The sequence below is a fragment of the Microbacterium sp. Root553 genome, from assembly GCF_001426995.1.
Taxonomy (GTDB): Bacteria; Actinomycetota; Actinomycetes; order Actinomycetales; family Microbacteriaceae; genus Microbacterium.
Genome location: NZ_LMFY01000002.1, coordinates 65,474 through 79,880, shown reverse-complemented (window position 1 = coordinate 79,880; position 14,407 = coordinate 65,474). Strand labels below are relative to the sequence as shown.

Here is a 14,407-nt window from a genome sequence, read left to right as displayed (position 1 = left end):
GTCAGTTCAGCTCCTCGAGGGCCTTGGTCTTGCGGAAGCTGACGATCGAGATCGTCGCGACCACGATGAAGATCAGGATCGTGAAGGCGGAGGCGAGTCCGTAATCACGCGACTGACCGGTGAAGGCCACCTTGTAGACCATCGAGATCAGGATGTCGGTGTGCCCGACGGGGATGCTCACATCATCGAAGCGCGGTCCGCCCTTGGTGAGCATGTAGATCAGGTTGAAGTTGTTGAAGTTGAACGCGAACGACGAGATCAGCAGCGGGGCGACGGTCACGAGCAGCAGCGGCAGCTTGATGCGACGGAAGACCTGCCACGGGTTCGCGCCGTCCATCACCGCCGCCTCGTTCACATCCTCGGGGATCCCCTGCAGCGCCCCCATGCAGACGAGGAACATGTAGGGGAAGCCGAGCCAGAGGTTCACGAGGAGCACGGAGACCTTCGCGAGGGTCGGATCGGTGAGCCAGGGGATCTCCGCTCCCCCGAAGATGACCTGGTTGATGAACCCGAAGCTCTCGTTCATCATGCCGGCCCAGACGAGCGCCGAGAGGAACGCGGGGAACGCATACGGGAGGATCAGGATGATCCGATAGCCGTTGCGGAACCGCATCCGCGTGTTGTTGAAGACCAGGGCGAGCAACAGCCCGAGGAAGAACGTGGTCGCGACCGAGAGCAGGGCGAACACGAAGGTCCAGATCGTCACCGAGATGAGCGGTCCGCGGATGGAGTCGTCGGTGACCGCCCGCACGAAGTTGTCGACGCCGACCGTCGTCTGCCACCCGGGCAGGAGCGCCTCGCCGTCCTCGGCGGTGAAGGCGCCCTCGCCGGTGTCGGTGTAGACCGCGCCTGTCGTCGTGTCGGTGATGGTGTCGGCGTCCGCCTCGTACTCGAGCGTCGAGACGTACAGGTAGCCCTTCTGGCCGTCGGGAGCGCGGAGACTGCCGTCGTTAGGGTCGTCGCTGAACGGCACCGACAGCTTCTCGAGCTCGGCGGAGAGAGTGAAGACCTTGGCGAGGGGAAGGGTGTTCCACCCGTCGACCGCGACGGCCTGACCACCCTGGAAGTCCGCGTCGACCTCTTCCAACGGCTGCTCGGAGGTACCGAGCAGAGCGTCGCCGGAGTCGGGATCGGTGACGAGGAGGCCGTAGGTGCCGAACTGCTCGACCACGGTGACCGGGTACGTGGCGGAGTCCTCGACCCGCTCCTGTGCGGAGGCCAGCAGCGACGAGATCGCCTGATCCTTCGTGCCGTTGTGTCCCGTGCCGTAGTTCGTGAAGCCGATGTACCCCGTGTAGAGCAGGGTGAACACCTGGAAGATCACCAGGAAGATGATGCCCGGCGTCAGGTACTTCGCCGGTACCCGCTTGCGGGAGAAGTAGATGTGGTTGACGAGGACGGTGACGGCGACGACGAGGCCGAGCACCAGCCACTCCTGCTGGCCGAAGAGCACGAACGCCGCGTAGAGCGCGATCGCGTCGACGACCGCCAGCAGCAGGATCTTCACCAGCATCCAGCCGATGTGACCGGACGCCGCGTCGGCGATCTTCGCGGCCTGGCGCTGGCGCTTGTTCAAGGGAGCCGTGGGCTCAGCGAGTTCTGTCATCTCGTCCCCGTCGTCGAGCTGCCGGGGCGGACGGTGTCCGCCCCGGCAGGGATGGTGCTGGGTGTCTTACTCGGTGGCCGCGGTGACGTCGTCGACCAGCTTCTGCCAGGTCGACGCCGGGTCGGAGCCGTTGATGATCGCCGCCTCTGCGACGCCCCAGAACTCCCAGACCGATCCCATCGCGGGGATGGCGGGCATGGGGACCGCGTCTGCACCGACGGCCTGGAAGCCGGCGATGATCGGATCGGATGCCGCGGAGTCGGCGGCCGCCGTCAGAGCGGGCAGAACGTTGCCGGCCTCGAACAGCTCGAGCTGGACCTCTTCGGTGCCGAGGTAGTTGACGAGGAAGTCGTTCGCGGCGACCTTGTTCGTGGACTCGGAGCTGACGAAGAAGCCCTTCACGCCGGCGAACGGCGAGGCGGTCTCGGCGGTGGGGCTCGGGATCGGGTCGATGGCGACGTTGATTCCCGCGTCGGTGGCCGCGCCGACGTTCCACGGACCGGTGAGCCAGAAGGCCGCGGTGCCGTCGAGGAACTGCTGCTTGGCGATCTCGCCGTCGATGTCGGTGTTCAGAGTGCCCGCTGCCCCCTGGGCGGCGAGCCACTCGGCGAAGGCCGTGCCGCCCGCGCTGCCGAGCTGCAGGTCTGCGGAGTCGTAGCTGCCCGAGTCGTCGGTGCCGAAGACGGGAGCGCCGAAGGCCGTCTGGAACGGGTACAGGTGGTACGGGTTGCCCTCGGCGCCCTGCTCGACGACGAAGGCGCCCTTCGCGACCATGTCGTCGAAGCTCGTCGGCGCGGCGGGGACCATGTCGGCATTGCGCAGCACGGCGATGTTCTCGACCGCGTAGGGAAGCATGTAGACCGTGCCGTCGTACGTCGCCGCCTGCAGGGCGACGGGCAGGTAGTCGGCCGACGAGTCCCCGAGCTCGAGGGGCGCCACGACGCCGTTGGTCGAGAGCTCGCCGAGCCAGTCGTGGGCACCCATGACCACATCGGGCCCCTTGCCGGTCGGCACCTGCTGGATGAAGTCGTCCTTCATGTCGTCGACGGACTTGCCGACGAGCTCGACCGTGACCCCGGTCTTCTCCTCGTAGGAGTCCGCTGCGCTCTGCAGCGCGTCGACGCGCTCGGCGTCGACCCAGACGGTCAGCGTTCCGCCGGAGTCACCGTCGGACGCGTCGCCTCCGTCGGTCCCGGTCGAGCATCCGGCAAGGGAAAGGGTCGAAACGAGCGCGATGACCCCGGCGGCAACGATGCCCCTCTTGTTCACCTTCATTGGTGTGTGCCTCTCTGAGTACTGGTGACCTGCATGAACTGCAAGCGCTTACAGTATGCAACGAGATCGACGGGAATCCCAACGCTCAGGCACGTCGATATCAAGCCGTGACCGGGCGCCTGGAGAAGAGGCGTCGTGGAAACGCTTCCACGAGAGCGGGAAATCGGCGGTATCGATACACTTTGTGTATGGCTGACAGTTCCTTTGACATCGTCTCGAAAGTGGATCACCAGGAGGCCGAGAACGCCCTGAACCAGGCCCGCAAGGAGATCGAGCAGCGCTACGACTTCAAGGGCACCGGCGCATCCATCGCCTGGAGTGGCGAGCAGATCCTCATCATCGCCGGCACGGAGGAGCGTGCGAAGGCCGTGCTCGACGTGTTCCAGAGCAAGCTCATCAAGCGCGGCATCTCGCTCAAGAGCCTCGAGTCGGGTGAGGCGTTCGCGAGCGGCAAGGAGTTCCGCATCGTCTCGACGCTCAAGGACGGCATCTCGTCGGAGAACGCGAAGAAGATCAACAAGCTGATCCGCGACGAGTGCCCCAAGGGCGTGAAGAGCCAGATCCAGGGCGACGAGCTGCGCGTGCAGTCCAAGAGTCGCGACGACCTGCAGTCCGTGATCGCGCTCCTCAAGGGCGCCGATCTCGACCTCGATCTGCAGTTCATCAACTACCGGTAGTCATCGAACGGCGAAGGGGGCGGATGCGCACGCATCCGTCCCCTTCATCGTTCGCGCGGTCGCCATCCCATTCCGATATATAGTCTCGGCCGACGGCGGTCGGCGGGTGCCGACGCGCCCGACGACCATGGTCCGCGACCCGGAGATCCCAGTCAGGGAGCGGCATCGCGGCGCATGATCAGGGTGATGAAAATCACCCTGTGGATTGTTGGCATCGCGCTCGACTTCATGATGTAGTTGCCGTCCGGGCACATCATGGGGGCCCGGATCTGGGAAGCAACTGGGGGCGATCCATGACCAGCAACAGTTCGATGATGAGTACTCGAGGGAGCAAACAGCTGCTGGCGGAGGAGGTCTTCCAGCACATCGGGGCGCAGATCATCGAGGGGGTGCTGCAGCCGGGGCACCGCATCCGCGATATCGAGGTGGCCGCGGAACTGCACGTGTCGCGGACACCGGTGCGAGAGGCACTGCAGCGACTCGAGCGTCTCGGCCTCGTGATCATGTACCCGAGCAGGTACACCGAGGTCACCGAGGTGACGCCCGAGACGGTGCAGCAGACCCTCGAGTTCGCCGGGTATCTGGCCGGCGCGGGGGCGCGTATGGGGGTCGCCCGGATGAGCCGTCCGGACCGCGAGCATCTCGCGGACCTGATCGGGGAGATGCACACCGCCCTGGATGACGGCGAGGAGATCTCGCGGACGCGGTGGGCGGTCTTCTCCTTCCTCACCGAGCACAGCCGCAACCTGCAGCACCAGACGATGACCAACGCCGCGAGCATGGCACTGTTCCGCAACCTCCGCGGCTGGATCGTGCCCGAGGACGATCGCGAGCGCATGGTGCAGGTGTACCGGGACTTCCGCGAGGCGGTGCTGCGCGCGGATGCCGACGCCGCAGAGCAGTTCGCCAGGCAGATGCACTACGTCTGAATACATCCACCGTGTGACCGTGGGCCGGTGAGCCGGCGGGCTGGCGGGTCGGCTGGCCGGCGGAGCTCAGTGAGCCGACGACCAGCCGCCGACCCACCGGCCGAGGCGAGCGTACGACTCTTCTCTCGCCTCATGACGGGAGAGGAAGACGTCGTGGAGCGCTCCCTCGATGCGCTCCACGGTGACCGACGGTCCGAGCTTCAGTGCAGCCCGCGCGATGTCGTCCACGACGAGCACGGAATCCGCACGGGTGAGGTCGTCGGACCAGCGGGTGGGCCGCGCGGACCGCGACGACAGCAGGACGCAGACGGGGGCGTCGATCGTCAACCCCGCCGCCACTGCGGCGTGCCCGGTCAGGATCGCATGGAACCATCCGGCATGGACGGCCATGGACTGCGCCGGACGCCACAGCGGGTTGACCTCGACCGGGTCATCGGGGTCGGCGACCTCCTGCTGCGCGCGCGTGTAGAAACCCAGATCGACCTGCGGCGCGACCTCCCTCGGGGCCCAGCGAGCCTGGAGCTCCGCCACCGTCGCGATCAGCGGGCGCACCGAGGCGACCTGGAACTCGAGCCACGGGCTGTTCAGGATGACGGCGTCAACGGTGGCAGGATGCCGTGACGCCCAGAGGCTGAGGACCAGGCCACCGGTGGAGTGTCCGAAGAGCACCAGCCGTCGCGAGGAGGCGGCCCCGTCGGCCCCTCGCCCCATCGCCGCCAGTGCGGCCCCGATGTCCTCGTCGTACGTGGCGAGGTCGGCGATGTAGCCCGGCGTCTGACCGTCGCGCAGGCTGCGTCCGTACTTGCGCAGATCGAGCGCGAAGAAGCGCGCCCCGCGCGTGGTCCAGAACCGCGCGAGACGCTTCTGGAAGAAGTAGTCGGACCAGCCGTGGATGTACAGCACGTCGACGTCCTCCAGCGGTCGACGGTGCCCGCGGACCTGATCCCACCAGCTCTGCTCCGGAGGCAGACTCCGCACCAGGGTCGCGGAGACGGGCCCCTCGTCGTCCTCGCCGAGTTCGAGTGCGAGCTGCTCGAACTCGTCTCCGAGGACGTCCGGTCTCCACTCAGCCATGCCGCCAGGCTAGCCGAACGTCCACGCCTACTGCGGAGCCGTGGGCCCGACCGTCAGGTTGCGCACGGCCGCCGTCGCCAGAGGAGACGGATCCGCCGCACCCGAGCCGTTGTCGTAGGTCATGAACCTGAGCCAGTCGGCGCCCACCCTTACGTCGAGGATGTTCTCGCCGTTCTCGCCGACGCTGGCCTTGGCCGCATCCGCCCCCTCGACATCGACCGCTGCACCGTCGAGCCGCTCGAACGCCCATGCGCCTGCCGGAAGCGCGGTGAGCATGAGATGGCTCGATATCGACCCCAGATCACCTGTCGCCGAGGTGTAGTAGCAGATCCGAGACCCGTTCACGTACTCGTAGACCTCGGCAGGGATCCCCCACCCTCCGAAATCGGTGAAGAGCCCGACGTCTTCACCGACGATGCCGGCCACCTCCTGCTCGGTGATGAACCGCTCGCACGGCAGCCCGACGATCTCGCTGGGGATGTACTCGACCTCACGGAGGCTCGCGGACGCAGACGCTGCGAGACGACGCATCGCCTCCTCCACGCGCTCGACGTCAGCGTTGCCGAGACCGGGGGCGTGCACCGAGGCGGTGAGAAGCACCTCGCCCTCGGGGAACGTGAAGAAGCACATCCCAGCCTCGCAGCGGGCATTCTCCCCGAAGTACCCGTCCCGCTCGGTGGCTCCGGCGATCACGCTCTCCGCCTCCGGCACGAGCGCCACCTCCCAGTGCTGCTCGCCGGTCGCGCCCGCAGAGCACGCGATGCCGCCCGCACGCTGGAACATGTACTGGGCGGGCCCGGGGATCCAGCTCATCGTCGACACCACAGACAGCGCGGGCTCGACGGGGCTGGACGGCTCCCCCACGAGGTCTCTCATCTCGGCGGCGACGTCGTCGCACGTCACGTCGAACGCGGCCTCCGGCTCGACGATCGGCTCGGGGGTGGGCGTGGTCGTCTCCGATACCGACGGCGATCCCGACGGCCGCGGCGTCGGAGTCGGCGCCGCCGTGCATCCGGAGATCAGAAGCAGAGCGGCCGTGCCGAGCACGAGGAAGGAACGCAGTCGCATGCGTCCAGCCTAAAGACGCCCTCGCCCCGACACGCGAGGTGCCGACAACGATCAGATGACGGTCACTCGCCGCGGGAGACGCGCACCATCTCGTCGCGCGGCACGACCTTGACGCGGGCGCGCTCGTGCGGTGCGCCGAGGGCGACCTCGTGCTCGTCGAGCCGGTGCCAGCCGTCGAGATCCGTCCACCTGACGCCGCGTTCCCGAAGAAGAGCAGGAATCGCCTCTTCGGACGGGTCCTCCGGATGCCACCAGGAGCCCTGGTCGTTGATGATGTGGCGCACGGTCTCCATCGCGTCGGACTTCGTGTGGCCGATCAGGCCCACCGGGCCGCGCTTGATCCAGCCCGTGGCGTAGATGCCCGTCATCTGCTGGTTGGAATCCTTGGCGAGCACCTGGCCCTCGCGGTTCGGGATCACGCCGTGCTTCTTGTCGAAAGGCACCCCGGGCAGCGGCGAACCGAAGTAGCCGATCGCACGGTACAGGGCCTGCAGCGGCACCTCGCGCATCTCGCCGGTGCCGACCGCTCCCCCCTGACCGTCGGGACGCGTGCGCTCGTAGACGAGGGCGGCGACGCGACCGGTATCGTCCGTGCGCACCTCGACGGGCCGCGCCCAGAAGTGCAGGTGCAGTCGGCGCGAGGCGGTGCCTCCGGCGTTGTTCACCGAATCGCGCTTGCGCCACGACTGCAGGACGCGATCGATGACCATCACCTGCTTGTTGCTGGCGACGGCGTCCTTCGAGGCCTCGTCGTAGTCGAAGTCCTCGTCGTAGACGACCATGTCGACATCGCGCAGCTCGCCGAGCTCGCGAAGCTCGAGTGGGGTGAACTTGACCTGCGCGGGGCCGCGGCGCCCGAACACGTGGACGTCGGTGACCTCGCTGGCCTTCAGCCCCTCGTACACGTTCTCGGGGACCTCGGTGACCAGCAGGTCCTCGGCGTGCTTCGCCAGCATCCGGGCGACGTCGAGTGCCACGTTGCCGTTGCCCAGCACTCCGACGGATGCCGCATCGAGCGGCCACTCGCGAGGGACGTCGGGGTGGCCGTCGAACCAGCTGACGTAGTCGGCGGCACCGTAGGAGGCGACCGCGTCGATGCCGGGGATGTCGAGTTCGGTGTCGCGGATCGCGCCGGTGGCGAAGATGACCGCGTTGTAGTGCTTCTTCAGGTCGTCAATGGTGACGTCCTCGCCGAACCGGACGTTGCCGAACAGCCGGATGTCGCCGCGATCGAGCACATCGCGCAGAGCGTTGATGATGCCCTTGATGCGCGGGTGATCGGGGGCCACTCCGTACCGCACGAGACCGTAGGGCGCGGGGAGCTGCTCGAACAGGTCGATGGAGACGTCGAACTTGCGCTCGGCCTTCAGCAGGATGTCGGCGGCGTAGATGCCGGCGGGGCCCGCTCCGACGATGGCCAGTCTGAGCTTGGTCATAAGGGTCCTTTCGTATGCCGTCGCGTCCGGAGTGCGCGGCCGTGGCCGCGACGCCTCAGCTGGAGCGTTCGACGAGGGTCTCTGCGAAACGGGTGAGCGCCTCGCGCACCGTGCCGCGCGGGAGCGCGGTGAGCGCGGCGATCGCATCCTTCGTCCAGGAGTGCGCGAGCGCGCGAGTCTTGTCGGTTCCGACGTGGTCGCGCAGCTCGGCGAGAGGTCCGTCGAGGATCGACGGATCTGCGCCGTCGGCGATGCGCGCGACGCCGTCGTCGATGCGGGCGGCCAGGTCGATCGACGCGTCGTCGGTCTCGGCCTTCAGCAGCAGGTAGGGCATCGTCGGCACGCCGGCACGCAGATCGGTGCCGGGCACCTTGCCCGTGTCCTCGGGCTTGGCGGACAGGTCGATCACGTCGTCGAGCAGCTGGAACGCGACGCCGATCTTCTCGCCGTAGACCCGCAGCGGCTCCTCGTACGCGGAGGGGGCGTTGGAGAAGATGACGCCGCCCTGCGTCGCCGCCGCGATCAGGGAACCTGTCTTGTCGGCGAGCACCTGCAGGTAGAACTCGATCGGGTCGTCGCCGGGCTGAGCGCCGAGGGTCTCATGCATCTGGCCGAGCACGAGCCGCTCGAAGGTGTCGGCCTGCAGACGGATCGCCCGCTCACCGAGACGCGACATCAGCTGGCTCGCACGGGAGAACAGGATGTCGCCGGTGAGGATGGCGATGTTGTTGCCCCACACGGTCTGCGCGGCGGGCACGCCCCGGCGGCGGTCGGCGCCGTCCATCACATCGTCGTGGTACAGCGAGCCGAGGTGGGTGATCTCGAGGGCCTTGGCCACGTCGATCACGGCGTCGATGTTGCCGTCGCCGAGCTGCGCGGCGAGCAGCGTCAGCACCGGCCGGATGCGCTTGCCGCCGGCCTCGTAGAGGTAGCGGCTGGCGGCATCGGCCAACGGATCGGCGACGCGCACGTCGTCGGCGAGGCCGGTCTCGACCCGCTCGAGGCCCTCCTCGATCGCCTGCGCGACACGGCGGCCGGCCGTGCCGATGAAGACACGGTCGCTGAAGCCGAGACGGCTCGCCAGTCGCGAACCCGGGGCAACGCGGCTCGAAGTCACGATCTCAGCCTACCTTCGTCAGGGGTGCGGGTCCGCGCGCGGTGTTCACGCGGGCTTGACCGCCCGGTGCAGCGCGACGATCCCGAACGAGAGGTTGCGGTACTCGACCTCGGACCATCCGGCCTCGCGGATCCACGCCGCGAGCCTCTTCTGATCGGGCCAGTCGCGGATCGACTCGTTCAGGTAGTCGTAGGCGTCGCCGTTCGTGCCAGCGACGCGGGCCACGCGCGGCAGCACCTGTGAGTTGTAGAAGCGGTAGGCGGCGCGGAACACCGAGCCCGGTGGCGTGGAGAACTCGTTGATCACCAGACGACCGCCCGGCTTGGTGACGCGAAGGAGCTCGCGGAGCGCCTTCTTCGGGTCGTTCACGTTGCGCAGCGCGTACGACATCGTGACCGCATCGAACTCCGCATCGGCGAACGGGAGGTCCGTGGCATCCGCCTGCACGAACGAGAGATTGCGGATGCTGCCGTGACGGCGCTGCCCCTCGGCGAGCATGCCCGGCGAGAAGTCGGCCGCGACCACCTGCGCTCCGCTGCGGGCGAGCGACGCCGACGACGACGCGGTGCCCGCCCCGAGGTCGAGGATCTTCTCCCCCGGCTTCGGTGCCACGGCCCTCGTCGCAGCCGCGCGCCAGAGCGCGTCGTTGCCGACCGTCATCGCGGTGTTCGTGCGGTCGTAGCCCGCGGCGACCTGGTCGAACATGCCGCTGACGCGGGCGGGGTCCTTGCCGAGATCGGCGCGGTTTGCATCGTTCGAGGTCACGAGTCCAGTCTAGGCGCGAGGGGGAGGGCCTCGAGGCGGTCGAGCCAGCGATCTGCCGTGGCATCGTCGAAAGGCGCGACGCGCGCGAGCACCTGCTGCTCCAGGTCGAGCGCGAGGTCTTCGAGCCGTGCCATGACCTCGGCGGGGTACCCGTACTGCGCACTGTGCTCGGCCCATTCGTCGCGATCGTCGACCCAGGTGCCCCGTTCCCCCTCGACGCGCACGACATCGAGGTCCATGTCGATGCCGGTGGCGAGCAGCGGATCCTCCGTCCAGCGCACGTCCCATCCGAGATCGATGTAGATGCGCACCCCCTCCGGGTGATCACGATTCACGGTCAGGGCGAAGTCGGTTCGGCGCGGAACGAGAGTGACGTTCGGCCCCTCGGCCACGAACGAGGCACCGGGACGAGCACTCCGCCATCCCACCGGCTGACCGAGCCAGTCGCCCCACTCGTCGGCGCCGAGGTACACGCACTCGTGCCGCCAGTGCGGGGAGCCGTCCCACTTGCGCCACTGGAAGATCATCTCGGCACCGGGGGCGGGTCGCACATCGCTCATGCGTTCAGCGTAGGCCGCGCCCCCGACCTTCCCCCTGACCGAAGAACTAAGCTGGAGGGGTGAGCAGCAGGCTGGTCGTGGAGACCCGTGAGATCGATCCGGTCGAGGATCTCCTGGCCTTCGCCGACCCGGCGCGGCCCCTCGCGTGGCTGCGCCGCGGAGACGGGATCGTCGCTGTGGGCGCCGGGGTCGTCGAGACCGTCCGGGTACCGGCTGGCACGGCGCCACTGCGATCGGCTGCGATCGCCGACGCCTGGCGGGAGCTCGCGCAGGATGCCGAGGTCGACGACGAACTCGGACTCCCCGGCTCCGGACCGGTCGCGTTCGGAGCGCTGACGTTCGACGAGGACTCCGCCGCCGACAGCGTGCTGATCGTCCCGTCGCTCGTGATCGGGCGTCACAGCGGACGCACCTGGCTCACCCGCATCCGCCGCTCCTCGTCCGCCGACGCTGCGGAAGAGGGCGCCGCGACGCGGGAGTACGGCCCGCACTGGGCGGGAACCGTGGGTCCCGGCGCCCAGAGCCCGCAGGGCTATCAGGACTCCGTGCGGCAGGCGCTCGGTCGCATCGCGGACGGCGAGCTCAGCAAGGTCGTGCTCGCGCGCGACCTCACCGGCAGCATCCCGGCGGGTTCCGATCTGCGGCGCCTCGTGCGGGCGCTGTCGACCGGATACCCCGACACGTGGGCCTTCGCCGTCGACGGGCTGATCGGCGCGAGCCCCGAGACCCTCGCCACCGTGCAGCAGCGAACCGTGACGGCGCGGGTGCTGGCCGGAACCATCGGCCGCGGAGCCGATGCGGACGCCGACACCGTGGCATCCGCTCATCTGGCGTCCAGCACCAAGGACCTCGACGAGCATCAGTACGCCGTGCAGAGCGTGCTCGCGTCGCTGCGCCCGCACACCCGGGCTCTCGCGGCGAGCGAGCAGCCCTTCCTGCTGAAGCTGCCGAACCTGTTCCACCTGGCGACCGACGTCGAGGGGGAGCTCGCCGACGGCGGCTCGTCGCTCGACCTCGTGGGCGCCCTGCATCCGACCGCGGCGGTCGCGGGCACTCCGACGCCCGCGGCGATCGCGGCGATCCGCGAGCTCGAGCCGTTCGACCGCGGGCGCTATGCCGGACCGGTCGGCTGGGTCGACGCCGCCGGCAACGGCGAGTGGGCGATCGCGCTGCGGTGTGCGCAGTTCTCCCCCGGCGACGGCCGCATCGACGTCACCGCCTATGCGGGTGCCGGGATAGTCGCGGGCTCCGACCCCGAGTCCGAGCTGCTGGAGACACGGGTCAAGTTCCGGCCCCTGGTCGACGCCCTCGCCTGAGTCTTCGCCCCGACGCGTTCACGATTCAGCTGGCGGTCAGTCGCTTCTTCTCGGCCTCGACGTCGAAGTCGGCGGCCGGCCACTGCGGGTCGATCCGCTGCAGGGCGTCGAGAAGCAGCTCCTGCACCGCGAGGCGGGCGAACCACTTGTGGTCGGCGGGGATGACGTGCCATGGCGCCACCTCGGTCGACGTGCGGTCGAACGCCACCTGATACGCGGCCATGTAGTCGTCCCACAGCAGCCGCTCGTCGACGTCGCCGGGGTTGTACTTCCAGTGCTTGTCCGGCCGTTCCAGTCGCTCCATCAGGCGAGCCTTCTGCTCCTCGGGCGAGATGTGGAGCATCACCTTGACGATGCGGGTCCCGGAGGCGGCGACCTCGGCCTCGAAGTCGTTGATCGCGTCGTAGCGCCGGTCGATCTCGGCGGCGGGAGCGAGCGAGCGGACGCGGCCGATCAGGACGTCCTCGTAGTGCGACCGGTCGAAGACGCCGATGAACCCGGGCTCGGGCAGCCGCGTCGAGACGCGCCAGAGGAAGTCGTGCTGCAGCTCCTCGGGCGTCGGCGCCTTGAACGCCGTGAGCGCCACCCCCTGGGGGTCGACGCCGCCGACGACATGACGCACGATCCCGCCCTTGCCCGCGGAGTCCATCGCCTGCAGGATCAGCAGCACGGAGTCTTCGGCCACCCCCACGCGACTCTCGGCGAAGAGCCGCTCCTGCAGGATGTTGAGCTCGTCGAGCCCCGCCGCGAGGTCCCGCTTGCCGTCGGCCTTTCCGCCGCGATACCCCGGGGTGCTCCGCGGATCGACGTCCGCGAGACGGAACCCGTCGCCGACCTGCAGTGCCTTCGCCCACTCATGCGCTGTCATGGGTTCATCCTGCCACCGCCGACGCAGGCTGTGGCGGGAGATCAGCGCGCGAGCGGAACCTCGATCAGCTGCCGCCCACCGGCAGGCGTGGTCAGCGCCTGATCGAGAGCCGTGCGCGTGGTGATCCGCTGATACTCCCAGCCGTAGGCGAGGGCGAGGTGCTCGAGACGCACGGTGTGGGGCGTGTAGAAGGCGCGGTCGAGATCGGCCCGATCAGCCGTCGCCGCGACCTCCAGCCCGTCGAAGATGGTGCCTCCCCCGTCATTGCCGACGATCACCTGCAGCCGCGGTTCGTCTTCATCGGGCGGCAGCAGCAGCGCACCCGCGTCGTGCAGGAAGGCGAGGTCTCCGAGAAGCACGCGCGTCACTCCGGGGGCGCCGCCGGCCTGGCTGGCGAGCGCGATGCCCGTCGCCGTCGCGATGGTGCCGTCGATCCCGGCGAGACCGCGGTTGGCGTGCACGGGCACCTTCTTGCCGCCCAGCACCGCGTCGGCGACCCGCACGAGCCGCGACGATCCGAACATCAGCCGGTCGTGCGGCCAGGTCGCACGCCAGACCGCGTCGACGAGGAGCTCGCGATCGAGCGGACGCCGCACGGCGGCGAGCTCCGCGGCGACCGCCTCACGGCGCGCTCCGGGGTCCGCCGAGGCGAGTCCCTCCTGGTCGGGCGCGCGCTCGCTGAGGTCGACGGCTCGCCCTGCGGATGCCGCGAGCCAGACGCCCAGCCACTCGCGATCCCCTCCACCGGGAGCCACCGCGACGGCGGCCGTCGCCGTCGTGCGCCCGTTGAGGTCGAGGGCTTCTCCGCCGCGGCGCACGGCGATCACCTCGATATCGGCCCGCCCCAGCATCCGCACGACCTCGCGACTCAACGTCGGGTGCCCGAAGACGACCGCGCGCTCGATGCGGCCGCCGAGCTCGGCGTCACTCAGCAGCGCGCGATACCCGTGCACGACCTGGCGGCCGAAGCGGGCGCCGCTGACGATCTCGGCGATGAGCGGCCAGGATCCGGCGTGCGCCAGTTCCTCGGCATCCGGACCCGCGTCCGCACCCGCGATGACGACGGTGCGCGGACCCCGCTCGAGGACGAGCGGTTCGGCCGGCGGACGACGCGGAGCCTCGCCCGCCGTGATCTCGACTGTCGGATGCGCTCCGGAGAGCGGCTCGCGCGAGGGCAGGTTCAGATGCACGGGGCCGGCGACGCCGGGGAGGCCATGCGCGGCATCCACTCCCATCGCGATCTCGACGGCGTGCGCCGCGAGCCCCGACCAGTCGCCGTCACCGTCGCCGCGGCCGGGCACCGGGGCATCGATCTGCTCCCGCACCCAGGCGGCGAACATCCCCGGCTGGATGGTCGCCTGATTCGCGCCGACGCCCCGGAGCTCCGGCGGGCGGTCGGCCGTGAGCAGCAGCAGCGGCACGCCCGAGTGGAACGCCTCCATGGTCGCGGGCAGCAGGTTCGCGACGGCCGTGCCCGAGGTGCACAGGACGGCGGCGGGCACACCCGTCTCGCGCGCGAGCCCGAGGGCCGTGAATCCCGCCACCCGCTCGTCGATGCGCACGTGCAGACGCAGCCGTCCGTCGTCGGCGGCGCGCACTGCGGCGAGCGCGAGCGCCTGCGAGCGGGAGCCGGGCGAGAGCACGAGGTCGCGCACTCCGTTCCCGATGAGCTCGGCGACGAGGGACGCGGCCGCGTCCATGGCCGGAGACTCCATG

The 14,407-nt window shown here is 69.2% G+C and carries 13 protein-coding genes; 3 read left to right on the top strand and 10 right to left on the bottom strand.

From position 1 onward, the window contains the following. Position 1: 1 nt before the first annotated feature. Together ASD43_RS14435 and ASD43_RS14430 are read right to left on the bottom strand one after the other, a co-directional pair. On the bottom strand, positions 2–1,606 hold the full coding sequence (locus ASD43_RS14435) for an ABC transporter permease subunit (RefSeq protein WP_056419930.1): 1,605 nt from the start codon (positions 1,604–1,606) through the stop codon (positions 2–4). 66 nt (positions 1,607–1,672) lie between these two features. Next, positions 1,673–2,881, bottom strand: a complete 1,209-nt coding sequence (locus ASD43_RS14430) for a sugar ABC transporter substrate-binding protein (protein WP_056419927.1) — start codon at positions 2,879–2,881, stop codon at positions 1,673–1,675. A gap of 188 nt (positions 2,882–3,069) precedes the next feature. Here ASD43_RS14430 and ASD43_RS14425 point away from each other — a divergent pair, with 188 nt between their 5' ends. Together ASD43_RS14425 and ASD43_RS14420 are read left to right on the top strand one after the other, a co-directional pair. Continuing rightward, positions 3,070–3,558, top strand: coding sequence for a YajQ family cyclic di-GMP-binding protein (locus ASD43_RS14425; RefSeq protein WP_056419924.1), 489 nt, complete (start codon positions 3,070–3,072; stop codon positions 3,556–3,558). A gap of 314 nt (positions 3,559–3,872) precedes the next feature. Further along, on the top strand, positions 3,873–4,487 hold the full coding sequence (locus ASD43_RS14420) for a GntR family transcriptional regulator (protein WP_235564187.1): 615 nt from the start codon (positions 3,873–3,875) through the stop codon (positions 4,485–4,487). A 66-nt stretch (positions 4,488–4,553) separates the two neighbouring features. Here the strand turns inward: ASD43_RS14420 and ASD43_RS14415 are convergent, their stop codons facing one another. From ASD43_RS14415 to ASD43_RS14390, 6 genes are all read right to left on the bottom strand, one after another. Next, on the bottom strand, positions 4,554–5,561 hold the full coding sequence (locus ASD43_RS14415; protein WP_056419921.1) for an alpha/beta hydrolase: 1,008 nt from the start codon (positions 5,559–5,561) through the stop codon (positions 4,554–4,556). 27 nt (positions 5,562–5,588) lie between these two features. Next, complete coding sequence (locus tag ASD43_RS14410) at positions 5,589–6,629, bottom strand: hypothetical protein (protein ID WP_056419917.1); 1,041 nt, start codon at positions 6,627–6,629, stop codon at positions 5,589–5,591. Positions 6,630–6,691: 62 nt separating this feature from the next. Continuing rightward, complete coding sequence (locus tag ASD43_RS14405) at positions 6,692–8,065, bottom strand: FAD-dependent oxidoreductase (RefSeq protein WP_056419914.1); 1,374 nt, start codon at positions 8,063–8,065, stop codon at positions 6,692–6,694. Positions 8,066–8,120: 55 nt separating this feature from the next. Then, entirely contained in the window at positions 8,121–9,182 is a 1,062-nt protein-coding gene (locus ASD43_RS14400; RefSeq protein WP_056419911.1) for a polyprenyl synthetase family protein, read from the bottom strand. Positions 9,183–9,227: 45 nt separating this feature from the next. Then, positions 9,228–9,887: a ubiquinone/menaquinone biosynthesis methyltransferase gene (locus tag ASD43_RS14395; RefSeq protein WP_082539492.1), complete on the bottom strand. Its 660-nt coding sequence runs from the start codon at positions 9,885–9,887 to the stop codon at positions 9,228–9,230. Positions 9,888–9,943: 56 nt separating this feature from the next. After that, on the bottom strand, positions 9,944–10,507 hold the full coding sequence (locus ASD43_RS14390; protein WP_056419906.1) for a hypothetical protein: 564 nt from the start codon (positions 10,505–10,507) through the stop codon (positions 9,944–9,946). A gap of 59 nt (positions 10,508–10,566) precedes the next feature. Here ASD43_RS14390 and ASD43_RS14385 point away from each other — a divergent pair, with 59 nt between their 5' ends. Further along, complete coding sequence (locus tag ASD43_RS14385) at positions 10,567–11,823, top strand: isochorismate synthase (RefSeq protein ID WP_056419903.1); 1,257 nt, start codon at positions 10,567–10,569, stop codon at positions 11,821–11,823. Between the two features lie 25 nt (positions 11,824–11,848). On the opposite strand, the gene ASD43_RS14380 is transcribed toward ASD43_RS14385, so the two are convergent. Both ASD43_RS14380 and menD read right to left on the bottom strand, forming a co-directional pair. Then, positions 11,849–12,691 carry a polyphosphate kinase 2 family protein gene (locus ASD43_RS14380; protein ID WP_056419900.1) on the bottom strand — a complete coding sequence of 281 codons (843 nt, stop codon included), beginning with the start codon at positions 12,689–12,691 and terminating at the stop codon, positions 11,849–11,851. 41 nt (positions 12,692–12,732) lie between these two features. Continuing rightward, complete coding sequence (gene menD / locus ASD43_RS14375) at positions 12,733–14,406, bottom strand: 2-succinyl-5-enolpyruvyl-6-hydroxy-3-cyclohexene-1-carboxylic-acid synthase (protein WP_056419899.1); 1,674 nt, start codon at positions 14,404–14,406, stop codon at positions 12,733–12,735. Between the last annotated feature and the right edge of the window lies 1 nt (position 14,407).